Annotated in this window: 26 protein-coding genes; 18 read left to right on the top strand and 8 right to left on the bottom strand. The window is 66.2% G+C overall.

Annotated elements, in window-relative coordinates:
• Positions 1-64: 64 nt before the first annotated feature.
• Genes AC0QC4_RS11045 through AC0QC4_RS11025 form a run of 5 tightly spaced genes read left to right on the top strand, consistent with a single transcriptional unit; the run spans position 65 to position 4,657 of the window.
• Entirely contained in the window at positions 65-688 is a 624-nt protein-coding gene (locus tag AC0QC4_RS11045) for a DUF4136 domain-containing protein (RefSeq protein WP_483659956.1), read from the top strand.
• Positions 685-1,830: a M14 family metallopeptidase gene (locus AC0QC4_RS11040; protein ID WP_483659955.1), complete on the top strand. Its 1,146-nt coding sequence runs from the start codon at positions 685-687 to the stop codon at positions 1,828-1,830. Before AC0QC4_RS11045 ends, AC0QC4_RS11040 begins: the two co-directional genes overlap by 4 nt.
• Positions 1,830-2,288 carry a GNAT family N-acetyltransferase gene (locus tag AC0QC4_RS11035; protein WP_483660287.1) on the top strand — a complete coding sequence of 153 codons (459 nt, stop codon included), beginning with the start codon at positions 1,830-1,832 and terminating at the stop codon, positions 2,286-2,288. The genes AC0QC4_RS11040 and AC0QC4_RS11035 overlap by 1 nt, the downstream gene beginning before the upstream one ends.
• Positions 2,289-2,331: 43 nt before the next feature.
• Positions 2,332-4,173 (top strand): aminopeptidase P family protein, encoded by a 1,842-nt coding sequence (locus AC0QC4_RS11030; protein WP_483659954.1) that lies wholly within the window; start codon positions 2,332-2,334, stop codon positions 4,171-4,173.
• Positions 4,174-4,183: 10 nt separating this feature from the next.
• Positions 4,184-4,657 (top strand): acyl-CoA thioesterase, encoded by a 474-nt coding sequence (locus tag AC0QC4_RS11025; protein WP_483659953.1) that lies wholly within the window; start codon positions 4,184-4,186, stop codon positions 4,655-4,657.
• Positions 4,658-4,823: 166 nt separating this feature from the next.
• Here AC0QC4_RS11025 and pgmG read toward each other — a convergent pair whose 3' ends face one another.
• Together pgmG and AC0QC4_RS11015 are read right to left on the bottom strand one after the other, a co-directional pair.
• Positions 4,824-6,200 (bottom strand): phosphoglucomutase/phosphomannomutase PgmG, encoded by a 1,377-nt coding sequence (gene pgmG, locus AC0QC4_RS11020; protein WP_483659952.1) that lies wholly within the window; start codon positions 6,198-6,200, stop codon positions 4,824-4,826.
• A 12-nt stretch (positions 6,201-6,212) separates the two neighbouring features.
• The gene (locus tag AC0QC4_RS11015) at positions 6,213-7,025 is read right to left on the bottom strand and encodes a division plane positioning ATPase MipZ (protein WP_483659951.1); all 813 of its coding nucleotides are present in this window, start codon (positions 7,023-7,025) and stop codon (positions 6,213-6,215) included.
• Positions 7,026-7,136: 111 nt separating this feature from the next.
• On the opposite strand from AC0QC4_RS11015, the gene panC reads away from it, so the two are divergent.
• Both panC and AC0QC4_RS11005 read left to right on the top strand, forming a co-directional pair.
• Positions 7,137-7,976: a pantoate--beta-alanine ligase gene (gene panC / locus AC0QC4_RS11010; RefSeq protein WP_483659950.1), complete on the top strand. Its 840-nt coding sequence runs from the start codon at positions 7,137-7,139 to the stop codon at positions 7,974-7,976.
• 101 nt (positions 7,977-8,077) lie between these two features.
• Positions 8,078-8,392, top strand: a complete 315-nt coding sequence (locus tag AC0QC4_RS11005) for an SEL1-like repeat protein (RefSeq protein WP_483659949.1) — start codon at positions 8,078-8,080, stop codon at positions 8,390-8,392.
• Here the strand turns inward: AC0QC4_RS11005 and AC0QC4_RS11000 are convergent, their stop codons facing one another.
• From AC0QC4_RS11000 to AC0QC4_RS10985, 4 genes are read right to left on the bottom strand one after another with little or no spacing between them, the layout of a single operon-like run.
• Positions 8,393-9,541: a GNAT family N-acetyltransferase gene (locus AC0QC4_RS11000; RefSeq protein ID WP_483659948.1), complete on the bottom strand. Its 1,149-nt coding sequence runs from the start codon at positions 9,539-9,541 to the stop codon at positions 8,393-8,395.
• Between the two features lie 40 nt (positions 9,542-9,581).
• Positions 9,582-10,046, bottom strand: a complete 465-nt coding sequence (locus tag AC0QC4_RS10995) for a RidA family protein (protein WP_483659947.1) — start codon at positions 10,044-10,046, stop codon at positions 9,582-9,584.
• Positions 10,043-10,693, bottom strand: a complete 651-nt coding sequence (locus AC0QC4_RS10990) for an HAD family hydrolase (RefSeq protein WP_483659946.1) — start codon at positions 10,691-10,693, stop codon at positions 10,043-10,045. Before AC0QC4_RS10990 ends, AC0QC4_RS10995 begins: the two co-directional genes overlap by 4 nt.
• A 2-nt stretch (positions 10,694-10,695) precedes the next feature.
• Positions 10,696-10,980, bottom strand: coding sequence for a DUF3572 family protein (locus AC0QC4_RS10985; protein WP_483659945.1), 285 nt, complete (start codon positions 10,978-10,980; stop codon positions 10,696-10,698).
• A gap of 101 nt (positions 10,981-11,081) precedes the next feature.
• Here AC0QC4_RS10985 and AC0QC4_RS10980 point away from each other — a divergent pair, with 101 nt between their 5' ends.
• Positions 11,082-11,447, top strand: coding sequence for a response regulator (locus AC0QC4_RS10980; RefSeq protein WP_483659944.1), 366 nt, complete (start codon positions 11,082-11,084; stop codon positions 11,445-11,447).
• Positions 11,448-11,566: 119 nt separating this feature from the next.
• Here the strand turns inward: AC0QC4_RS10980 and rpmG are convergent, their stop codons facing one another.
• Complete coding sequence (gene rpmG, locus AC0QC4_RS10975) at positions 11,567-11,734, bottom strand: 50S ribosomal protein L33 (protein ID WP_483659943.1); 168 nt, start codon at positions 11,732-11,734, stop codon at positions 11,567-11,569.
• A gap of 194 nt (positions 11,735-11,928) precedes the next feature.
• Between rpmG and AC0QC4_RS10970 the strand changes: the two genes are divergently transcribed.
• The 6 genes from AC0QC4_RS10970 (at position 11,929) to AC0QC4_RS10945 (ending at position 17,037) form a co-directional block, all read left to right on the top strand.
• On the top strand, positions 11,929-12,252 hold the full coding sequence (locus AC0QC4_RS10970; RefSeq protein WP_483659942.1) for a hypothetical protein: 324 nt from the start codon (positions 11,929-11,931) through the stop codon (positions 12,250-12,252).
• Between the two features lie 31 nt (positions 12,253-12,283).
• The gene (locus tag AC0QC4_RS10965; RefSeq protein ID WP_483659941.1) at positions 12,284-12,847 is read left to right on the top strand and encodes a hypothetical protein; all 564 of its coding nucleotides are present in this window, start codon (positions 12,284-12,286) and stop codon (positions 12,845-12,847) included.
• Positions 12,848-12,991: 144 nt separating this feature from the next.
• The gene (locus AC0QC4_RS10960; RefSeq protein ID WP_483659940.1) at positions 12,992-13,486 is read left to right on the top strand and encodes a Dps family protein; all 495 of its coding nucleotides are present in this window, start codon (positions 12,992-12,994) and stop codon (positions 13,484-13,486) included.
• Positions 13,487-13,767: 281 nt separating this feature from the next.
• Positions 13,768-14,337 carry a TMEM165/GDT1 family protein gene (locus AC0QC4_RS10955; RefSeq protein WP_483659939.1) on the top strand — a complete coding sequence of 190 codons (570 nt, stop codon included), beginning with the start codon at positions 13,768-13,770 and terminating at the stop codon, positions 14,335-14,337.
• Positions 14,338-14,386: 49 nt separating this feature from the next.
• Positions 14,387-15,973: a cisplatin damage response ATP-dependent DNA ligase gene (locus AC0QC4_RS10950; RefSeq protein WP_483659938.1), complete on the top strand. Its 1,587-nt coding sequence runs from the start codon at positions 14,387-14,389 to the stop codon at positions 15,971-15,973.
• 125 nt (positions 15,974-16,098) lie between these two features.
• Positions 16,099-17,037, top strand: a complete 939-nt coding sequence (locus AC0QC4_RS10945; protein WP_483659937.1) for a hypothetical protein — start codon at positions 16,099-16,101, stop codon at positions 17,035-17,037.
• Positions 17,038-17,145: 108 nt separating this feature from the next.
• On the opposite strand, the gene AC0QC4_RS10940 is transcribed toward AC0QC4_RS10945, so the two are convergent.
• Positions 17,146-17,961 carry a cold-shock protein gene (locus AC0QC4_RS10940; protein ID WP_483659936.1) on the bottom strand — a complete coding sequence of 272 codons (816 nt, stop codon included), beginning with the start codon at positions 17,959-17,961 and terminating at the stop codon, positions 17,146-17,148.
• 238 nt (positions 17,962-18,199) lie between these two features.
• Here AC0QC4_RS10940 and AC0QC4_RS10935 point away from each other — a divergent pair, with 238 nt between their 5' ends.
• The 4 genes from AC0QC4_RS10935 to lptB all read left to right on the top strand — a co-directional run bounded on the left by AC0QC4_RS10935 (position 18,200) and on the right by lptB (position 20,921).
• Positions 18,200-18,817, top strand: a complete 618-nt coding sequence (locus AC0QC4_RS10935; RefSeq protein ID WP_483659935.1) for a ribonuclease D — start codon at positions 18,200-18,202, stop codon at positions 18,815-18,817.
• A 7-nt stretch (positions 18,818-18,824) separates the two neighbouring features.
• Positions 18,825-19,460, top strand: coding sequence for an LPS export ABC transporter periplasmic protein LptC (locus tag AC0QC4_RS10930; protein ID WP_483659934.1), 636 nt, complete (start codon positions 18,825-18,827; stop codon positions 19,458-19,460).
• A gap of 86 nt (positions 19,461-19,546) precedes the next feature.
• Positions 19,547-20,047: an LptA/OstA family protein gene (locus AC0QC4_RS10925; RefSeq protein ID WP_483660286.1), complete on the top strand. Its 501-nt coding sequence runs from the start codon at positions 19,547-19,549 to the stop codon at positions 20,045-20,047.
• A 142-nt stretch (positions 20,048-20,189) separates the two neighbouring features.
• Positions 20,190-20,921, top strand: a complete 732-nt coding sequence (gene lptB / locus AC0QC4_RS10920) for an LPS export ABC transporter ATP-binding protein (protein WP_483660285.1) — start codon at positions 20,190-20,192, stop codon at positions 20,919-20,921.
• The last annotated feature ends 9 nt before the right edge of the window (positions 20,922-20,930 follow it).

Genomic DNA, 20,930 nt, shown 5'->3' with positions numbered 1-20,930 from the left:
TGCTGCGCCATGAACCCGCGCCTAGTCTGCGGCCGAGCCGTTGTCCTGATCAGGTAGATATCCGATGCGCCCATATCATGCCGCCCCACTCGCCTTCGCCGCCGCGCTTGCCGCCACCGGCTGCGCCACGGCATTGCCACCGGTCGAGGTGACGCGCTTCCACCGCATCCAAACGCCGGCGGCGATTCCGACCGGCAGCTACACGCTCGTTGCCCGCGATGCCGCGCCGGGCGAGAGCGCAAGCCTTGCCGACCGCAGCTATCAGGCCGCGGTAGCGCAGCAGCTCGACCGGCTGGGCTATCGTGCCGCGCAGGGGCCGACAGCAGGCCAGGCGGACTATATCGTCACGGTCGGCATCGATCGCGCGGAACGCCCGGCCGACGGACGCGGCAACGGGGTGAGCGTGGGCGTCGGCGGCGGCACCGGCGGCTATCGCTCGGGTGTCGGGGTCGGCGTCGGGCTGGACCTGACCAGCCTGTTCGCCGACCGGCGCGATGTCATCGCCACGCGCATGACCGTGCAGATCGTGCGGCGCGGCGAGGCGCTGGCGCTGTGGGAAGGGCGCGCCGAGGGGCTGGCCCGTTCCGGCACGCCAGCGGCGCAACCGGGCCTCGCCGCAGACAAATTGGCAAGCGCGCTGTTTGCCGACTTCCCCGGCCGCTCCGGAGAAACTATCAGCGTGCCATGACGCATTTTCAGAGCCAGCTGGCCATCGCCTCCGCTTTCGATTCCGGCAACATCGTCGTCCACGACATTGCGGGCAGCACAGCGACGCTGTCCATCGCCAAGGATCGCGAGTCGGATTTCTACCAATGGTTTCACTTCCGCGCGTCCGCGCCGGCGGGGACCGAGGTGGTTCTGCGCATCACCGGCCTCGCCAGCTCGGCCTATCCTGACGGCTGGCCGGGCTATGCCGCACGGATGAGCGAGGACCGCGAAACCTGGCTATGCGCCCAAACCAGCTATGACGCGACCGAGGATGGCGGCACGCTCACCATCCGTGCCACGCTTGCCACGGGCATCGCCTGGTTTGCCTATTTCGCGCCCTATTCGATGGAGCGGCACCATGATCTGGTCGCCGCAATCGCCGCCTGCGACGGCGTCAGCCACCGCACCCTCGGTTTCAGCCTGGAGGGGCAGCCGATCGATTGCCTGGAAATGGGCGATGGCGACAAGCAGGTCTGGCTCTACGCGCGCCAGCATCCCGGCGAATCGATGGCCGAATGGTGGATGGAGGGCGCACTCGCCGCGCTGACCGATGCCGGCAATCCGCACAGTCGGCTGCTGCGCCAGAAATGCCGCATCCATGTGGTGCCCAACATGAACCCCGACGGATCGGCGCGCGGCCACTTGCGCACCAATTTCGCCGGTGTGAACCTCAACCGCGAATGGCATGAGCCGACCCCCGAGCGCGCGCCCGAGGTGCTGTGCGTGCGCAACGCGATGGACGAGAGCGGAGTCCATTTTGCCATGGATGTGCATGGCGACGAAGCGATTCCGGCAGTGTTCCTGGCGGGGTTCGAAGGCATTCCCAACTGGACGGATGCGCTGGGCGCCAAATTCACCCGCTATGGCGAGACCCTGGCGCGGCGCACCCCCGATTTCCAGACCGAACTGGGCTATGGCATCGCGGCACCGGGCAAGGCCAATCTGTCGATGTCGACCAACCAGCTCGCCAACCGCTACGGCTGCGTGGCGATGACGCTGGAAATGCCCTTCAAGGACAACCGCGATCTGCCCGATCCGCTCGCGGGCTGGAGCCCCGAACGGTCGATGCAACTCGCCGAAGATTGCCTGGCGACGCTGGCCGAGCTGATCGACGAGATGTGATGCGCATCATCGAGGACGATCTTTCCGGCACCGCCATCCGCGCCCTGCTTGAAGAGCATTTCGCGGGGATGCTGGCCAATTCCCCGCCGGGCAGTTGCCATTTTCTCGATATCGAGGGGCTGAAGGCGCCCGGTGTCACCTTCTGGTCGATCTGGGACGGTGCGGCACTGGCCGGGATGGGCGCGCTCAAGCAGCATGATGCCATGCTGGGCGAAGTGAAATCGATGCGTACCCATGCCGCGCATCAGCGCAAGGGCGCGGGAGCGGCGATGCTCGAGCATATCATCGTCGAGGCGCGCCGCCGCGGGCTTGGCAGGCTCAGCCTCGAAACCGGCTCCTCCCCCGCGTTCGATGCCGCGCACGCGCTCTACCTGCGCCACGGTTTTGCCTATTGCGAGCCCTTTGCCGACTATCGGCCGGACCCGTTCAGCCGCTTCATGACCCTGCGGCTCGATTGAACGCGGCTTTGCCAGCGGCGGGGGTTGCGCCTATATCGCTGGCATGACGACAGACAGCGCAACGCTCGCCCGCCCCGCTTCCGCCCATCCTGCCGCCGAACGGCTTGCCGCGCTGCGCAGCGAGCTATCGAGACAGGGGCTAGATGGCTTCATCATCCCGATCTCCGACGAGCATATGAGCGAATATGTCGGGGCCTATGCGCAGCGCCTCGCCTGGCTGACCGGATTCAACGGATCGGCCGGCACCGCGGCAGTGCTGGCAGAGAAGGCCGCGATCGCCATCGACGGGCGCTACGAATTGCAGGTGCGCGATCAGGTGCCTGGCGACCTCTATGATTATGTCGACACGCCCAAGGCAACCTTGTCGGGCTGGCTGGCCGGCAATGCGCCGCATGGCGCGCGCATTGGCTATGATGCCTGGCTGCATGGCGAGCAGTGGGTGCAGGCGATGGACAAGGCTCTGAAGCCGGTCGGCGCGACGCTGGTGCCGGTCTCTGCCAACCCGGTGGATGCGGTATGGGCCGACCGCCCCGCCCCGAGTGCGGCCCCCGCGATGGTGCAGGACGATGCCGTCGCCGGCCGCTCCTCCGCCGAGAAGCGTGCCGATGTCGGTGACTGGCTGAAGGCGCACAAGCTCGATGCGACGGTGGTGACCGCGCTCGATTCGGTGGCCTGGCTGTTCAACATTCGCGGGCAGGATGTCAGCCGTACCCCGGTGGTGCTGTCCTTCGCGCTGGTCCATGCCGATGGCACCGCCGAGCTGTTTGTCGATGAGGCCAAACTGCCGGCCGACGTGCGCAGCCATCTCGGCAACGCCGTGCGCATCGCCCCGCGCGCGGCCTTTGCCGAGAGCCTCGCGCACCTCGCCGGCAAGCGCGTGGCGGTTGACCCCGAACGCACCGTTGCCGCGATCATCGCGCGGCTGGAAGCGGCAGGCGCCATTGTCGAGCGGCACCGGGACCCGACCATCCTCCCCAAGGCGATCAAGAATCCGGTCGAAATCGCCGGGATCAAGGCCGCGCATGTCCGCGATGGCGTCGCGCTGACCCGCTTCCTGCGCTGGGTCGAGGCCGAGGCCCCCAAGGGCGGCATCGACGAACTGTCAGCAGCCGCCCAGCTCGAGCAGTTCCGCCGCGCCTCGGGCGAGCTCGTCGATCTGTCGTTCGATTCCATTTCCGGGGCCGGCCCCAATGGCGCTCTGATGCACTATCGCGTCAGCCCGGAAACCAATCGGCCGCTGGAGACCGGCACGCTCTATCTGATCGATTCGGGCGGGCAGTATCGCGACGGCACCACCGACGTTACCCGCACCATCGCGGTCGGACAGCCCAGCGAGGAGATGCGCCGCCGCTACACGCAGGTGCTCAAGGGGCATATCGCGCTCGCCACCGCCATCTTCCCGGAAGGGACACGCGGCAGCCAGCTCGATATATTGGCGCGCATGCATTTGTGGGCCGATGGCGTCGATTATGGCCATGGCACCGGCCATGGCGTCGGCCAGTTCCTGTCGGTGCATGAAGGCCCGCAGCGCATCGCCAAGCCCGCCGGCGGGCAGGCCGGGACCGAGGAGCCGTTGCGCGCCGGCATGCTGCTGTCCAATGAGCCTGGCTATTACAAGCCCGGTCATTATGGCATCCGCATCGAGAATCTGGTGTTCGTGGTCGAACGCGAGCTTGCCGGCGCGGAACAGCCGATGCTCGGTTTCGAGACGGTGACCTTTGCGCCGCTCGACCGCAATCTCATCGATCTCGAGCTGTTGACCGGGCCCGAGCAGCGCTGGGTCGATGCCTATCATGCCGCCTGCCTCGACAAGCTTGGCACCGGACTCGACGCCGACGAGCGGACCTGGCTGGAAGCCGCCTGCGCGCCGCTCGGCAGCGCCTAAGCACCGCATCATGGATCGCAGCTGGTGGACCATCGCCAAACAGCAGTTCGCCGTGCGCCATGACGTGCGCGTGCGGTTCAACGAGGTCGATCATCAGGGCATCGTCTTCAACGGCAACTACCTGATCTACGCTGACATCGGCGTGACCGAGCTGTTCAGGGCGATGGGTGGCGGCCAGCCGGGACAATTCTTTGCCCAATATGGCTCGGACATCGTCGTGGTGAATGCCGAGCTCGACTATCACGCGTCCGCCGAACTGGATGAACTGATCACCGTCGCCGCGCGCGTCGCCCGTTTCGGGCGCCGCAGCTTTACCATCCATGTCGCGATTTTCCGCGAGGACGAGCGGTTGACCGACATGGCGCTGACCTATGCGCATGTCGAAGCCGACCGGTCGCGCGCCATCGCGCTGCCAGCGCTGTTCATTGCCGATGTTCGCGATTTCCAGCCGCTTCCCCCGGAACAGGCCGCCCGCCCGGCCTGATCCGGCCTTTCAACGGTCGGCCCTCAGGCGAAAAAAAGGGCCGCCCGAAGGCGGCCCTGAGGAGGATTGGGAGAGAGTGCCTCGAAAGGCATGGCTGATATGGGCCATGCCCGGTCATGCTGCAACTGCGAAATAAACAAATTGCATTGCAAAATTTGCAACTTGATCAGGCGGCCGTCCTGACGATCCCGCTGGCTGCCAACTGGGCATCGACCTGCGCCAGCAAGCGGGCAAGTCCGGCTTCATCCGACGCCTCTGCACGGGCGACCAGCACATCCTGCGTGTTCGAAGCACGCAGCAGCCACCAGCCGTCAGCGTCGGAAACCCGAGCCCCGTCGGTGCGATCGACGGTTGCACCTGCAACCGTCAGCCGCTCGAGCACCTCATCGATGACAGCGAACTTGCGGCTTTCATTGACCTGAAAACGCAGCTCCGGCGTATTGACCATCGGCGCCATCGCACCGCGCATCTCTGTTACCGAACGACCCAGGCGGCCGACCGCTTCGATAAGTTGCACCGCAGCATAAAGCGCGTCGTCGAACCCGTACCAGCGGTGCGCGAAGAAGATGTGGCCGCTCATCTCTCCGGCCAGCGGAGCGCCGGTTGCCTTCATCTTGGCCTTGACCAGGCTATGCCCGGTTTTCCACATGAGCGGCACGCCACCCAGCGCGGCAACGCGATCGAACAGCGCGTTGCTGGCCTTGACGTCGGCAATGATGGTCGCGCCCGGCAGGTCCTGAAGCACCATTTCGGCGTAGATCTGCAGCAGCTGATCGCCCCAGATTACCCGGCCTTCTCCGTCGATCACGCCGATCCGGTCGCCATCTCCATCGAATGCGACCCCGAAATCGAGCCGTCTCTCCGCGACCAGCCGCCGCAAGTCCGCCAGATTCTTCTCCTCGGTCGGATCAGGGTGGTGGTTTGGAAAATGTCCATCAATTTGGGTGAAGAGGGTGACATGTTCGCCCGGCAACCGCTTGACCAAGGCCTCGACCACCGGCCCCGCCGCGCCATTGCCGGCATCCCAGCCGATGCGCAGCGCCGGACCGTCGAACCCCTGCAGCAAACGATCGACATAGGCTTCGAGCAGTTGCACCGGTTCGACCGCACCACTGCCGCTGACCCAGTCGGCGGCGGCGGCCATCGCGCCGATCGCCTGAATCTGCTCGCCATAAAATGGCGCGCCCGCCGCCATGAACTTGAAGCCGTTGTAGTCGGGGGGATTATGGCTGCCGGTTATCTCTATCCCACCATCCGCTTCTAGCGCGTGGCACGCAAAATAAAGCATCGGCGTGGGTGACTGCCCGATGGAAAGCACGCTGCAGCCGGTCGCCATCAGCCCTTCGATCAGCGCATCGGCCAGCATCGGCGAGGACAGGCGACCGTCATAGCCGACCGCCACCCGGCTGCCGCCGTTGCGCCGGACGTGGCTGCCGAAGCCCAGCCCGATGGCGCGCGCGTCGGCAGCGTGCAGCGTCTGGCCGACGATGCCGCGGATGTCATATTCGCGCAGCAGGGTCTGGTCGAAACGGTGCGGGGCCATTGCGCTGTTCCTTCAACCGCTGGCCGCGAGTGCAGCGTTGGCACCGGCCCCGGGCATCGGCAGGGCGAGGCCCGAGAGCATCTCCCGCAATTCCTGTCGCGCGGCGATGTGGCTAGTGCCGAGCTCGCCGAGATGCCCGCGATCGAGCAGGGTCAGCCCCGACGGGAACAATTCGCGGAAGATGACGCGCTCCGACAGGCCAGGGACGACGCGAAAGCCGACACGGCGCGACAGTTCGCCCATCGCCTCGCCCACCCGGCGCATGTTGCGGGCTTCGAGATATTGGATGCGGTTGCGCAGCACCACCCAGTCGATGGTGCCGCCGTCCATCGTCGCCCGGGTCTTGCGCGCATTCCAGATCAGCTCGGCGTAGAAGCTGGGACGCTGCACCTTGAAATTTTCGGCATCGACCTGACCGATCAGGTCGAAGTCGACGAAACTGTCGTTCATCGGGGTGACCAGCGTGTGCGCCAGCGTCGCCATGTGCCGGGCCAGCGGATCGTCGCGACCGGGGGTATCGACGATCAGGAAATCGGCGCCCTCGGCCAGCGGCAGCAGTTTTTCACCGAGCCGCTCGATCGGCTCGCCGCCGAACACATCGAAGCGTGGCGTCGGCAAAGTAACGCCGCGCCGTCGAGCGGTGGCGACGCGATTTTCCAGATAGCGGTGGAAGGTGCGCTGGCGATGGTCGAGATCGAGCCCGGACACCCGCGCACCCAGCGAGGCAAGCGCGACAGCGACGTGCACGGCGCAGGTCGATTTGCCGGTTCCGCCCTTTTCATTGGCAAAGACAATGATATGCGGTCGGGCGATGGCGGCGGTCATGCGGTAGGGGGCCTCTGGCAAGCGGTCATGCACGCGAAGGGGCGCGTCACCATGCCCCCTCGCATTGCCCTGCTCTAGTGAGGGCAAGGGGTAAAGGGAAGGCAAAGGGCAATGCAGACCATCACGACTCTCCCGGGGCTGCATGCGGCGATGATCGCGCTGCGCCACGACCATGGCCGTGTCGCCTTCGTTCCGACCATGGGCGCGCTGCACGAAGGGCATCTGACGCTGGTGCGCGAGGCGCGCCGCAAGGCGGACCATGTCGTCGCCTCGATATTCGTCAATCCCAAGCAGTTCGGCCCCAATGAAGACCTCGACGCCTATCCGCGCCGCGAGGCGGAGGATGCCGCAAAGCTGCTCGAAGAGGGCGTGGCGCTGCTGTGGCTGCCGGACGCGGCGACCATGTATCCGTCCGGCCATGCCACCAGCATTTCGGTCGGCGGGCTCGACAAGGTGCTGTGCGGGGCCGCGCGCCCGGGCCATTTCGATGGCGTCGCGACCGTGGTTGCCAAGCTGTTCAACCAGGTCCGTCCCGACATCGCCCTGTTCGGCGAAAAGGACTGGCAGCAGTTGGCGATCATCCGCCGCATGACCGGCGATCTCGATTTCGGCATCGAAATCGGCGGTGTGGCGACGGTGCGCGAGGCAGATGGCCTCGCCATGTCGTCACGCAATCTCTACCTGTCGCCGCAGCAGCGGGCCGCAGCGGCAATCCTGCCGCGCGCCATGGCCGAAGCAGCGGCCGCGATAGCCAGCGGGGTACCGGCCGGCCCGGCGATCGAGACGGCCCGCTCGGCCATACTTTCCGGCGGCTTCGACAGTATCGATTATCTCGAGCTGCGCGACGGGGCGACACTGGCGCTGCTCGATCAGCACGGTGCCGGCGCCAGGCTGTTCATTGCTGCCCGGATCGGCAACACCCGCCTGATCGACAACATACCCGTGGGTTAAAGCCCGGATTATATTTGGTTAATCGCGTTAACCATTTGTTGACGCCGATTCGGGATTGTCGGTTGCGGAGCCGAAGTCGCTCCGTAACGGGGACCAAATCCATGGGCATGAAGCTCTCTACCGCCACCAGCCTGTTCGACAGCAATCTGGCGGCTGCCTCACGCGGCCAGCCGGACGCCTATTTCGAACTGGGTATCGCCTATTCGACCGGCAGCGACGGGGTCGAAGTCGACCTCATCGAGGCACACAAATGGTTCAATCTCGCCGCTCTGGCCGGTGTGCGCGAAGGCGGACTGCTGCGCGCCGAAATCGCGGCCGAGATGGGGCGCGAGGACATTGCCGAAGCGCAGCGTCAGGCGCGGGCGTGGATCGCCGCGCTGCATGCGGTGCCGGCAACACGCGCCAACGCCGCCTGATCAGTCTGCCCGGAACGGCAATCGCTCGGCAAGCCACGCGCGTTCCTGATCGACGGCAGGCCGCTCGCTCGCCAGAAAATCCGCGATGGCCGCGCGAAAGCCGGCGTGCGGGATGAAATGCGCCGAAAAGGTCGGCACCGGCTCATAGCCCCGCGCCATCTTGTGCTGCCCCTGCGCGCCCGCCTCGACCCGGGTCAGCCCGTGCGCCAGCGCGAAATCGATCGCCTGATAATAGCATAGCTCGAAATGCAGGCAGGGAATGTCGGCCAGGCACCCCCAATAGCGCCCGTAAAGTGCGCTACCGCCAATGAAATTGAGCGCCGCCGCGACCGGTCGGCCGCTCTGCCGCTCATAAGCAATCAGCAGCAGGATGCGATCCGCCATCCGTTGGCCGAGCAGCGTAAAGGCCGCGCGGGTCAGATAGGGATGGCCCCATTTGCGCGCGCCGGTGTCCTGATAGCAGGCCCACATCACGTCCCAATGCTCCGGCCGGATCGCGTCCCCGGTCAGCGCTTCTATCGTCACTACCGCCTGCGCGGTGGCACGCTCCTTGCGGATATCCTTGCGCTTGCGGGAGGATAGCGCGCCCAGAAACCCGTCGAAATCGCCATAACCGCGGTCGAACCAGTGAAACTGGCTGTCCTGCCGCACCAGCCAGCCGGCCGCTTCGAACGCGCCGAGCTGGTCCGGCGCGACGAAGGTGGCGTGCGCCGAAGACAGATGATTCTGCAGAGTCATCGCTTCCAGCGCTGCGATCAGCGTGGCCGCCGATGTGTCATCGCCCAGCAGCAAGCGCCGGCCGGGCACCGGGGTGAACGGCACCGCGACCTGCAGCTTCGGGTAATAGTCCCCGCCCGCCCGCTGCCACGCGCTGGCCCAGCTGTGATCGAAGACATATTCGCCCTGGCTGTGGCTCTTGAGATAAGCGGGCGCGGCTGCAGTCAGCCGCCCGTCGGCGCCGTCGATCAGCAGCGGCGCGCTCTGCCAGCCGGTGCCCGGACCGACGCTGCCCGACTCTTCCAGCAGCGCCAGAAAGGCATGGCTCAGAAAAGGATCGTCCGGACCGGCCAGCGCATCCCATTGCACAGCATCGACCGCAGCCACGCCGGACGCGATTCGGGCGATGACGGGGGGATCGGTGTCGGCCATGATCCCCTATATGATGCGGCGCCCCGGCAATGGGTAGTCGTCAGCGCTTCACAGCCACCACGGCATCGATTTCCACCGCCGCGCCACGCGGCAGCGCCGGCACACCGACCGCGCTACGGGCATGCCGCCCCGCATCGCCGAACGCCAGCACCATCAGTTCCGATGCGCCATTGGCCACTTCGGGCTGGCGGTTGAAGGCGGGGGTGGAGGTGACGAACACGCCCAGCTTGACCACCTGTTCGACCTTGTCGAGGCTGCCCAGCGCCTTCTTCATCTGCGCCAGCAGCATAAGCCCGCACAACTGCGCTGCAGCCTGCCCGGCCTCCACTTCCATGTCATCGCCCAGCCGTCCGGTGACGATGGCGCCATCCTTGAACGACACCTGCCCCGAAATGTGGAGCAGATTGCCGACCTGCACAGTCGGCACATAGGCGGCGATCGGTGCCAGCGCCTCGGGCAAAGTGAAACCGGCTTCGGTCAGACGTACTTCGACGCTGTCGGTCATGATTCGATCTCCGTGAGGATGGCCGGAGCGGGCTGTCCGGCGTGGAAAATGGATGTCAGCCAGGTTTCGGCCCCGGCCCAGTCGTCGATCCGCGCGTGTGCATGGCGACCGGCGGGGATCTTGGGCGCAATCACCGGCTCGCCCACCATGTGCAGCCGCCAGACGTCGGGCGCGGCACCGGCGACCGAGGCATGATGCTGCGGCAGATCGTCGATGAACGCTGCGACCGAGGGCTGCATCTCGTCGAGCAGCGCCCTGACCGGATCGCCCTTGCCGCCGCGGCTGCCGATGACGCGGAAGGGCATGCCGACCTTGGCGAGCTGCTCGGTCCGCGCGGCCTGATGTTCGGGCCCGACATTGGTGAGGATGACGATATCGGCCAGCGTTGAAAGGCGCGCCAGCGCGGCCTGGGCGCCGGCGATCGGATATTGCCGGTGCATTTCGTGACGGAAGAAGCCATCGAGCAGCGGCCACACTTCCATCGCCTGCAGCGGCGTCCCGCATGCCTTGCGCTTGAGCGCGTTGGCGAAGGTCGCGTCTTCGAGCGCGAACTCGATGTCATGATCGTCGGACAACCAGGCGCCGAAGGGCACCACCATGTGCATCAGCACTTCGTCGCAATCGGTGATCAGCAGGGGGCGGGCCATGTCTATCCTTCGGCAAGCGCACGGGTGGCGGCAACGAGATCGCCCGGCATGCAGTCCAGGGCCTCGGCGCAGCCGATGAGGTCGGGCTCGTGGCTGGCGAGGAACTCGCCGGTCGCCGCGAGTATCGCCGGGTCGGTGGCGCGCAGCCGCAACTGGTTCGCATCCAGCCCGGTAAGGTCGAGCAGACGCGCCGCACGCCGGTCATCCGCGCAAACCCAGGCGAGCGCGCCGAGCAGCAGGACGGCGGGGTCGACGGGGCGGGGAGCAGGCGGGCGATTCGGGTCCATGGCGTCCTGTCGGCTGCGATGCCACAGCCCTTTGTTTCACGCGAGCCTTGGCCTATGAGGCGACCGCGGGCAAGGTCTGACGCGGAAGGAAGTCAATCGGCATGGCCGACAAGCGCGTACTGGTGGTCGAAGACAATGAGCTGAACCTGCGGCTGTTCTGCGATCTGCTCACCGCCCACGGCTATACCGCCGAACCGGTGCGCGACGGCCGCGACGCCATGGCCCGCGCAGCCGACATCGGGCCGGACCTGATCGTGATGGACATCCAGCTCCCGCATGTCAGCGGCATGGACCTGATCGCATCGATCAAGGCCGATCCCGCGCTCGCCAGAACACCGATTCTGGCTGTGACCGCCTATGCCGGCCGCGACGATGAGGCGCGCATCCGCGCCGCCGGTGCCGAAGGCTATGTCTCCAAGCCGATTTCGGTGATTCGCTTCATCGAGGCGGTCGAGGCCTTGCTCTGACCGACGCGTGCGCGATGCACGAAAAAGGGCGCGGCCTTCGACCGCACCCCGCTCGAGCCTGACCCCGCCTGCGCGGCGATGACGCAACAGCTATGGCAGCGTGGCTGCCAAGCCCTGCATCACTTGATCTTGGCTTCCTTGAACTCGACATGCTTGCGCACGACCGGATCATATTTGCTGAAGGACAGCTTCTCGGTCTGGGTGCGGGGGTTCTTCTTGGTGACATAGAAGAAGCCGGTGTCAGCGGTGCTGACGAGCCTGATCTTGACGGTGGTCGGCTTGGCCATGACCAAAATCCTTGCGCAAATGCGTTGAAATGAAAAAGGGGCAGCCGCGAAGCCGCCCGCAAGTCGGCGCGCATTGGCGCTGCCGGGCCGCTTTGTCAAGCAAGGAGTCGGCGTTCACCCGGCGATACCGTCGTTATCGGCACATTAACCAGTGGAGGCGCAGTCTCCCCGCCATTGACACCGGAGTGTTGCCGATGGCCCTGACCGAAGCCCGAGCCGCCCATATTCGCGCCGATCTGCACCAGCGCATCGCGGCGATCGCTGCCAACCGCGCGTCGCTGAATGTGCGACAATTGGTAGAGACGGTCGACGACATCCGCAGCATCGCCCAGTCGCACGGATTCGGCGCCGTCGCCGGCATCGCCGGGCGGCTCGAATCGGCGCTAGCGCAGGATTCGGCCGGCGCGACCCTCTTGTGCTATCTCGACGCGCTCGACGATGCGGTGACGCTGGAACCGGTGCGACAGGACATGCAGCAGGCGCTGCTGGCGTCGGTGGCACTGCGCCTGGGGCGCTGACTGCGGCGGGGCCGCCGACAGGATTCTGCGCATGGATGCCCTGATAATCGGCCTGCTGGCAGGCGCGCTGGTCAGCTTCGGCGGGCGATGGTGGCTGCTCGGTCGCGCGATAGCCGACACGCGTGGCCAGTCGCTGGCCCTTGCCGCGATGCTTGCCTCCGGGCTGGTCGCAGCCGCGGCAGCGGCATGGCTTGGCGCGTCGATTGCCGCTCAGGTGCGCGGACCCGGTTTGCTGCTGTTCTTCGCGCTGTCCCTGCTGCTGGCGGGCGCCAGCGCGCTATGGCCGCTGCGTCCGGTCGCACCCCGGCTGCTGGCCTCCGCGCGCGGGCCGGCAAGCGCCTTCATACTCTTGCTGGCCGCGCAGCTCGGCGAAAGCGCACCCTTCATCATCCTCGCCACCGCCGCCTGGACCCTCGACCCGCTGATGGCTGGCATCGGCGGTGCGATGGGGCTGGTGGTGGCGGCAGCATCGACCGCCCTGCTGACCCCGTCCGAACTCGACGCACTGCCGGTGCGCACCATCCGCCATCTGACCGGGGGCCTGGCCTTGCTGCTCGGCCTGTGGCTGGCGTTGACCGCGCTCGGCTTCGTCTAGGGCAGCGCACCCCGCAGCGGGCGGCCCGCCGTGACCAATTGCGTCGATCACAGCGATAGATGTTTTGCCGCACACCCATGGAAACCATCGCTGCGGTCCGGTGTTACGCCGTAACGACCGGATCAGACACAGGAGACACAGGCCATGGTTACCCCGAGCAAGCTCGATACCCCGACCGACCTAGACGGCAAGAATGCGCGCTCGGTTGCCGATGCGCTCAACGGCATATTGGCAGACAGCTACGCGCTCTACCTCAAGACCAAGAATTTCCACTGGCATGTCTCGGGCCCGCATTTCCGCGATTATCATCTGATGCTGGACGATCAGGCGGCTCAGATCCTTGCCACTACCGACGCGATTGCCGAGCGGGTGCGCAAGACGGGCAACACCACCCTGCGTTCGATCGGGGACATTGCCCGCCGCCAGACGATCAAGGACAATGACGCCGATTTCGTCAGCGCCGATGCGATGCTTGCGGAGCTGCGCGAAGACAATCTGGCACTGGTCGCGGCGCTGCGCGAGGCGAAGGATATCGTCGACGACGCCAAGGATAATGCCACCAGCGGCATATTGGACGACTGGACCGACCAGGCCGAGGAACGCGCGTGGTTCCTGTTCGAGACCAGCCGCAAGGGGTGAGAGCGACCGGCGCGGACCGTTCTTCCGATGGTCCAGGGCGCGGGCGCGGCTTGACCGTGGCCGGCGCAATGCCTATCCGGCCCCGGTCAACCGGGGAGTAGCCGGCTGCGGACCAGCATCCGCAGATGTCGCGTCAACATGGTCGGCCGAGAGGTCGTGGCGCGATGGGGGTGGCACCTGCCACCTGCAGCGAGACCGATGACGATGCACCCTCTGCCTGGCCGGGCGGAAGGGCGCTTCGTTGTCGCGTCCACTATCCGCCCGGCCCGGAATTCGACCAAATGGATATAGTGCTCAGCTCCACCCTGCTCGTCGCGCTCGCCGAAATCGGCGACAAGACGATGCTGCTCGCCATTCTGCTGTCCTGCCGCTTCCAGCGCCCGTTGCCGATCATCGCCGGCATTTTCGTGGCGACCATCGCCAACCATGCGCTCGCCGCGTGGGCGGGCGTGACGATGGCAGGCCTGCTCGAGGGCTACTGGTTCCGGCTGGCAGTGGCCCTCGGCTTCTTCGCCATGGCGGCCTGGGCGTTGGTGCCCGACCGGATCGACGAGGATGAAGGCGAATCCGCCATTTCCGCGCATGGCGCGTTCATCGCCACCGTCCTCGCTTTCTTTGCGGCGGAGATGGGGGACAAGACCCAGATCGCCACCGTCGCGCTGGGCGCCCAGCATCAGGCGGTGCTGGCCGTGACCATCGGCACCACCCTTGGCATGATGATCGCCAACGTGCCTGCGGTATTCCTGGGCGACAGGATAACCCGCATCGTGCCGCTGAAGGCGATGCGCATCGCCACCGCGCTGCTGTTTGCCGCGCTCGGCGGCTGGGCATTGTGGGAATTGCTGGGCTGAGCGCGAAACGATGCTCGCAATCGCCGCCCGCGATAGCCATGATTGCAGCATGAAGGCCTTCGCTGCCCTGATCGACGCGCTGGTCTATACCGGCAGCCGCAACGCCAAGCTCAAGCTGATCGGCGACTATCTGCGTGCCACGCCGGACCCTGACCGGGGTTGGGCCCTCGCCGCGCTGACCGGGGAGATCGATCTGCCGGCGATCAAGCCCGGCGTGGTGCGGGCGATGATCGAGGAGCGGGTCGATCCGCTGCTGTTCCGGCTGAGCCGCGATTATGTCGGCGACACGGCGGAGACGGTGGCCCTGCTGTGGCCCGAGAACGGACAGCAGGACGACATCGGGCTGGGCGAGGCGATCGGGCGGATGGAGAGCGCCAAGCGCGGCGAAGGCGCGGCCGTCTTGGCGGCGATGCTTGACCGGCTGGACAGCAGCGCCCGCTATGCGTTGATCAAGCTCGCCACCGGCGGGATGCGTGTCGGCGTTTCCGGGCGGCTGGCGCGGACGGCGATGGCGCAGGCGTTCGGGCGCGATGTCGAGGCGATCGAGGAGGTGTGGCACGCGCTGTCGCCGCCCTATGCCGAGCTGTTTGCCTGGGCCGAAACCGGTGCCGCGCTGCCCGATCTGTCGCAACGGCCGCTGTTCCGCCCGTTCATGCTGGCGCACCCGCTGGAGGACGGCACGGTCGACCTCGCCGACTATGCCGCCGAATGGAAATGGGATGGCATCCGTATCCAGCTTGTCCGGCGGGGCGGGGAAACACGGCTCTATAGCCGCGGCGGCGATGACATTACCGCCGCCTTTCCCGATGTAGCCGGGGATTTCGTGCTGGAAGCGGTGCTCGACGGCGAGCTGCTGGTACGGGGCACCGATCAGGGCGGCGTCGAAGGCGGCGCGGCCAGTTTCAATGCGCTGCAGCAGCGGCTGGGGCGCAAGACGGTAAGCGCCGCGATGCTGCGCGACGCGCCGGCCTTCGTGCGCCTGTACGACGCGCTGGAGGTGGCTGGCGACGATTTGCGACCGCTGCCGTGGAGCGACCGGCGTCAGCGGCTGGAATCGCTGATCCCCGACTTGCCCGGACACCGTTTCGACCTGTCCGCACTAATCGAGGCCGCGGATTTCGATGCGTTGGCACGGTTGCGGGCGGCGGCGCGCGATGCGGCGATCGAGGGGGTGATGCTGAAGCGGCGCGATTCGCCCTATGTCGCGGGGCGCAAGGTCGGCCTGTGGTACAAATGGAAACGCGACCCGCTGACTGCCGATTGCGTGCTTATGTACGCCCAGCGCGGCAGCGGCAAACGCTCGTCCTTCTATTCGGATTACACGTTCGGCTGCTGGACCGGCGACCCCGCCGCCGGAGGCGAACTGTTGCCCGTGGGCAAGGCTTATTCGGGCTTCACCGACGAGGAACTGCGCTGGCTCGACAAATATGTGCGCGATCACACGACGGCCCGCTTCGGCCCGGTGCGCGAAGTGGACAAGAGCCTGGTGCTGGAAGTGGCCTTCGATTCGATCCACGCCTCACGCCGGCACAAGTCGGGGCTGGCCATGCGCTTCCCCCGAATCGCGCGGATCAGGCGCGACAAGCCGGCGGTGGAAGCCGATCGCATCGACACGCTGGAGCGGCTGATCGGCTGATGTCATAACGCTTGCCAGCAGTGTGATTTCGGTCATGTTAGCGACAGCCATGGCGGGCTATGCCATGACCGATGCGGCCGGGCTCCGGGATGGTCCGGACGGTCGCCAGACAAGGGGGACAGGACATGTCGGCGTTGAGAATCAAGATTTTGCTGGGAACTGCCTTGGTGGCGGCTGCTATGCCCGCCGCCGCGCAGAACCGTGGCCGCACCGCGCCCGCGACCATCGCCATGGGCCAGTCCGTGCAGGGCGAAATCGTTGCGCCCCGCGCCGGGCAGTGCCCCGCACCCGATCCGCGCATTCGCAGCTATACCACCACCTTGGCCGCCGACACGCGCATCCAGGTGACGTTGCAGGCGGCGGACACCTCCACCTTCGATCCGGTCGTGGAGATCGGCAGGATGGATGGCTGCACCTTCACCATGCTTGCCTCCAATGACGATGGCGACGGAGAGGAAGACGGGCTCAACAGCCGCCTGGTCGCCACCGTGCACACCGCAGGCAATTATGTCATTCGGGCGCGGGCGCTGAACGAGGAAGGCGTGGGCAATTTCACGCTGGCGCTGTCCCAGCTGCCGCCGCTGCCGTCCGCCCCCACCCCCACGGCGCTGACGCTCGGCAAGGCCGTGCAGGGGACGCTGACCAACAATGACCCGGTGATCACCGAGAGCGGCGGCTATGCAGAGAGCTACGAGGACTATGCAGACGGCAGCGCGTCCGGCGATCCGGCGCTGACCGTTTCGGGTCTCGGCCGGCCCTATCACCTCTATTCGCTGACCGGGCAGGCCGGGCAGGAATATCTGATCAAGATGGATTCGGAGGAATTCGATTCCTACCTCGAAGCCGGCACCAACTCGCCGCTGGGCTACAGCGTCGTTGCCAGCAACGACGATGGCGGCGGCGAGGAAGACGGGCTCAACAGCCGCCTGCGCATCACCTTCCAGACCGATGGCACAGTGGTCATCCGCGCCAGCCCGCTCGGCAATGACACGGGCGCCTACACGATTTCAGCGGACATCGCCCCGCCGGTGACCGCAACGGTGGATGCCGCCGAGGCACCCTGAGCCTGGCGCGACCTGCAAAGAAACAAGGGCCCCGGAAGCGATGCTTCCGGGGCCCTCTTCAAATGTCCCACCGGCAGGAGCCGGTGCGATTGTCCGTCGTCCGGCGGATCAGCCCGCCGCGATGTTGACCGCCGAATATTTGCCTCGATCGTCGACTTCGATGTCGAACGCCAGGCGATCGCCTTCGTTCAGGCCGTGCATGCCGGCGCGCTCGACCGCGCTGATGTGCACGAAGCAATCGGCCCCGCCGTCGTCACGCTTGATGAAGCCGAAACCTTTCGAGCCGTTGAAGAATTTGACTTCGCCGGTGGCGCGCTCGCCTGTCAGCTGACGGCGACTGCGCTGTGGACGCTCGGACGGCGCATCGACCGCCAGATGCTCACCGGTGATCTTCAGATCGGTGGCCGAGATACGGCCATTGCGATCGACCAGCGTGAAGGCCAGCGTCTGGTTGGACGCAAGACCGGTCAGCCCGGCCTGCTCTACCGCGCTGATGTGGACGAACACGTCTTCACCGCCATCGTCGCGGGCAACGAAACCGAAACCCTTCTCGCTATTGAAGAATTTGACGACACCGGTGCCTTCGCCAACGACCTGTGCCGGCATCTGCGGGCGCGGGCCGCGGTTGAAACCGCCGCCGCCACCGCCCCGATCCCCGCCGCCGTAGCCGCCGGGACGGCCACCGCCGCCACCGCCGTAGCCCGGGCGGTCACCGCCGCCGAAACCGCCGCGATCCCGATCTCCGAAGCCGCCGCCCCGGTTGTACCCGCCGCCGCCGCCGAAGTCGCCCCCGAAGCCACCGCCGCGCGGCGCATCACCGAAGCCGCCGCCGCCGTAAAAATCTCCGCCACCGAAATCGTCGCGTTTTCCGCCCCGACGATTGCTACCCTTGCCGCCGCCGCGACGTTCACGATCAAAACTCATGCGCCAATCAACACTCAACTTTCCGTCCGGCCAGATCTGGCTAACCACCCCGAACGGACGGGCATGCGGTGCCACGAGTCACGAAAATAATTTTCGTGCCCACCTATCACATACAGCAAAATCCGCCCGTTGCGAAGGGCATTTGGCGCTGGCGACGGTTTGGCGGCGCGGGTGGCTGTGCTTGCTTATCCGTGGCGGGCATTGAGGCGTTGCTCCACTTGCCCTAAGGCCGGGCACGATGACTGTTCATTTCCATGAAGAAGACCTGCCAGCCGGCGTGCTGGGCCCCGGCCCGATCGCCGTCGATACCGAAACCATGGGCCTGCTGCCGGGCCGCGACCGGTTGTGCCTGGTGCAGCTGAGCGACGGCGGACCGGACCAGCACCTCGTCCGCTTCGGGCCCAGCAGCAGCTATGCCGCGCCGAACCTCAAGGCCGTACTCGGCGACCCGGGCAGGCTGAAAATCTATCATTTCGCGCGATTCGACCTCGCCGCAATCGAACGTTATCTCGGTATCGAGGCTGGGCCCGTCTATTGCACGAAGATCGCCAGCCGGCTGACCCGCACCTACACCGACCGTCACGGCCTCAAGGAATTGTGCCGCGAGATGCTGGGGCAGGAACTGTCGAAGCAGCAGCAGTCGAGCGACTGGGGTGCACCCGACATCAGCGATGCCCAGCGCGACTATGCGGCGAGCGACGTGCGCTACCTGCATGCGCTGAAGGCGGCGTTCGACATCAAGCTGGAGCGCGAGGGGCGGACCGCCATCGCGCAGGCCTGTTTCGATTTCCTGCCGGTGCGCGCCCGACTCGATCTCGCCGGCTGGCCGGAGATCGACATTTTCGCGCACGGGTGAGCATGCCATGTCGATAGAGGCCGATGTCGCACGCAATCGCCGCCGGGCCTGGGCGGCGGGTGGCGGGCGCCATGACCGGCTGATTCGGCTTTTGCAGATCGGCCTGCCGATGGCGATCGGCGCCCTGTGCGCCGTTTTGCTGTTCGCGCCGTTCGGCCAGCGCAGCGACATCGGCTTCCTGCTTGCCAAGGACAGTATCGAAATTTCTCCGCAACGCCTGAGGGTGGAAGCCGCGCGCTATTCCGGCACCGACAGCAGCGGCAGACCGTTCAGCATTTCCGCCGGCAATGCCGTGCAGAAAAGCGCGGCCGACCCGGTGGTGCGCATGCAGGATCTTTCGGCAATGATGGTGCTGAGCGATGGCCCGGCCACCCTCTCCGCCGACAGCGGCCAGTTCGACCCGCGCCAGGACCGGGTGATGGTCGACAGTAACCTGCGCTTTGTCGGTGCAGACGGCTATCGGCTGGAGACCGGCGCGGTTGCCATCGACCTTAAGGACCGCACCTTACGCAGCGGCGCGCCGGTAACCGGCACCTTGCCGATCGGCCGGTTCAGCGCCAACAGCATTTCGGCAGACCTCGACAGGCGGGTCGTCCGGCTGCAAGGCAATGCGCGTCTGCGCATCGACCAGGGATTGAGATAATGAACCACCGCAACCGCGCCTCTTCCCGGCCCGCACGGGCGATTGCTTTCGGCGCCACCGGGTTCGGTCTGACTGCACTGGCGCTGATGCTGTCCGGCGTCGGCGATGGTGCGCAGGCACAGGCGCTGATCAATCACAACAGCAACGCGCCAGTCGATTTTGCCGCCGATTCGATCGAGGTGCAGTCGCGCGCCGACCGGGTGGTGATCGCTGGCAATGTCGTGGTCGAACAGGCGGGACTGACGCTGACCGCCGCGCGGATGACAGTCGCCTACAGCGATGCATCGGGCGTCGACGTCAACCGCATCGATGCAGTCGGCGGCGTTACCGTCACCAAAGGGGCCGACCGGGCGACCGGCAACAGCGCCATCTATGATCTCGACCGGCGGATCATCACCATGCTCGGCAATGTGCAACTGGTGCAGGGGGCCAACCGGCTGAACGGCGGGCGGCTGGTGATCGATCTGACCTCCGGCCGGGCCAGTGTCGATGGCCGCGGCACCCCCGTTGCCGGCTCCGCTCCGGGCAGCGTTAGCAGCCAGGGCGGGCGCGTGACCGGGCGATTCACGGTGCCGGACCGGAATTGATTGCGGGCCATCGCTTGCAATCTTGATTTCCCTGCAAATATCCTGCCAGACGACGAAAGGGCATGGTGCCCATGGATGAGGGCCGGTTCCGACCATGAACGACATCGCCGGAACCGTCGCTTCGCGCGCCGATGCTGCCGACATGGCCGAACGCCACGGCCTGTGCGTGGTCAGCCTGGCCAAGAGCTATGACAAGCGGACCGTGCTGTCCGACGTGTCGCTGTCGGTAGACCGCGGCGAGGTAGTCGGCCTGCTTGGCCCCAACGGCGCCGGCAAGACCACCTGCTTTTATTCGGTGATGGGCCTGGTCAAACCCGATTCGGGCCGCATCATGCTCGACGGCGAAGACATCACCACGTTGCCGATGTACCGGCGCGCCATTCTCGGCCTTGGCTACCTGCCCCAGGAAACATCGATCTTCAGGGGTATGACCGTCGAGCAGAATATCGGTGCAGTGCTGGAACTCGTCGAACCTGACAAGGACGCCCGCCGGGCGCGGCTGGAGCAGCTGCTCGAGGAATTCGGCCTCGTCCGCCTGCGCAGCTCGGCCGCGATGGCATTGTCCGGCGGGGAGCGTCGGCGCTGCGAGATCGCACGTGCGCTGGCCGCCAATCCGTCGATCATGCTGCTCGACGAGCCCTTTGCGGGCATCGACCCGATTTCCATCGCGGACATCCGCGATCTCGTCAAAGAGCTGAAGACCCGCGATATCGGTGTGCTGATCACCGACCATAATGTCCGCGAGACGCTGGATATCGTCGATCGCGCCTGCATCATCTACGACGGGCGGGTGCTGTTTGCGGGCAGCCCGCAGGAACTGGTCGCCGACCCGGAGGTGCGCCGCCTTTACCTTGGCGAAGGCTTCTCGCTTTAGCGACGCCAG

Source organism: Sphingomonas sp. jy18 (assembly GCF_056931895.1).
Note: the sequence above shows the minus strand (reverse complement) of the source record. Positions and strands in the feature narration are given on the sequence as shown.

Coding starts and splice junctions, on each gene's coding strand:
- AC0QC4_RS11045 (WP_483659956.1), top strand. CDS start 65: ATGCGCCCATATCATGCCGCCCCACTCGCCTTCGCCGCCGCGCTTGCC.
- AC0QC4_RS11040 (WP_483659955.1), top strand. CDS start 685: ATGACGCATTTTCAGAGCCAGCTGGCCATCGCCTCCGCTTTCGATTCC.
- AC0QC4_RS11035 (WP_483660287.1), top strand. CDS start 1,830: ATGCGCATCATCGAGGACGATCTTTCCGGCACCGCCATCCGCGCCCTG.
- AC0QC4_RS11030 (WP_483659954.1), top strand. CDS start 2,332: ATGACGACAGACAGCGCAACGCTCGCCCGCCCCGCTTCCGCCCATCCT.
- AC0QC4_RS11025 (WP_483659953.1), top strand. CDS start 4,184: ATGGATCGCAGCTGGTGGACCATCGCCAAACAGCAGTTCGCCGTGCGC.
- pgmG (WP_483659952.1), bottom strand. CDS start 6,200: ATGGCCCCGCACCGTTTCGACCAGACCCTGCTGCGCGAATATGACATC.
- AC0QC4_RS11015 (WP_483659951.1), bottom strand. CDS start 7,025: ATGACCGCCGCCATCGCCCGACCGCATATCATTGTCTTTGCCAATGAA.
- panC (WP_483659950.1), top strand. CDS start 7,137: ATGCAGACCATCACGACTCTCCCGGGGCTGCATGCGGCGATGATCGCG.
- AC0QC4_RS11005 (WP_483659949.1), top strand. CDS start 8,078: ATGGGCATGAAGCTCTCTACCGCCACCAGCCTGTTCGACAGCAATCTG.
- AC0QC4_RS11000 (WP_483659948.1), bottom strand. CDS start 9,541: ATGGCCGACACCGATCCCCCCGTCATCGCCCGAATCGCGTCCGGCGTG.
- AC0QC4_RS10995 (WP_483659947.1), bottom strand. CDS start 10,046: ATGACCGACAGCGTCGAAGTACGTCTGACCGAAGCCGGTTTCACTTTG.
- AC0QC4_RS10990 (WP_483659946.1), bottom strand. CDS start 10,693: ATGGCCCGCCCCCTGCTGATCACCGATTGCGACGAAGTGCTGATGCAC.
- AC0QC4_RS10985 (WP_483659945.1), bottom strand. CDS start 10,980: ATGGACCCGAATCGCCCGCCTGCTCCCCGCCCCGTCGACCCCGCCGTC.
- AC0QC4_RS10980 (WP_483659944.1), top strand. CDS start 11,082: ATGGCCGACAAGCGCGTACTGGTGGTCGAAGACAATGAGCTGAACCTG.
- rpmG (WP_483659943.1), bottom strand. CDS start 11,734: ATGGCCAAGCCGACCACCGTCAAGATCAGGCTCGTCAGCACCGCTGAC.
- AC0QC4_RS10970 (WP_483659942.1), top strand. CDS start 11,929: ATGGCCCTGACCGAAGCCCGAGCCGCCCATATTCGCGCCGATCTGCAC.
- AC0QC4_RS10965 (WP_483659941.1), top strand. CDS start 12,284: ATGGATGCCCTGATAATCGGCCTGCTGGCAGGCGCGCTGGTCAGCTTC.
- AC0QC4_RS10960 (WP_483659940.1), top strand. CDS start 12,992: ATGGTTACCCCGAGCAAGCTCGATACCCCGACCGACCTAGACGGCAAG.
- AC0QC4_RS10955 (WP_483659939.1), top strand. CDS start 13,768: ATGGATATAGTGCTCAGCTCCACCCTGCTCGTCGCGCTCGCCGAAATC.
- AC0QC4_RS10950 (WP_483659938.1), top strand. CDS start 14,387: ATGAAGGCCTTCGCTGCCCTGATCGACGCGCTGGTCTATACCGGCAGC.
- AC0QC4_RS10945 (WP_483659937.1), top strand. CDS start 16,099: ATGTCGGCGTTGAGAATCAAGATTTTGCTGGGAACTGCCTTGGTGGCG.
- AC0QC4_RS10940 (WP_483659936.1), bottom strand. CDS start 17,961: ATGAGTTTTGATCGTGAACGTCGCGGCGGCGGCAAGGGTAGCAATCGT.
- AC0QC4_RS10935 (WP_483659935.1), top strand. CDS start 18,200: ATGACTGTTCATTTCCATGAAGAAGACCTGCCAGCCGGCGTGCTGGGC.
- AC0QC4_RS10930 (WP_483659934.1), top strand. CDS start 18,825: ATGTCGATAGAGGCCGATGTCGCACGCAATCGCCGCCGGGCCTGGGCG.
- AC0QC4_RS10925 (WP_483660286.1), top strand. CDS start 19,547: ATGCTGTCCGGCGTCGGCGATGGTGCGCAGGCACAGGCGCTGATCAAT.
- lptB (WP_483660285.1), top strand. CDS start 20,190: ATGGCCGAACGCCACGGCCTGTGCGTGGTCAGCCTGGCCAAGAGCTAT.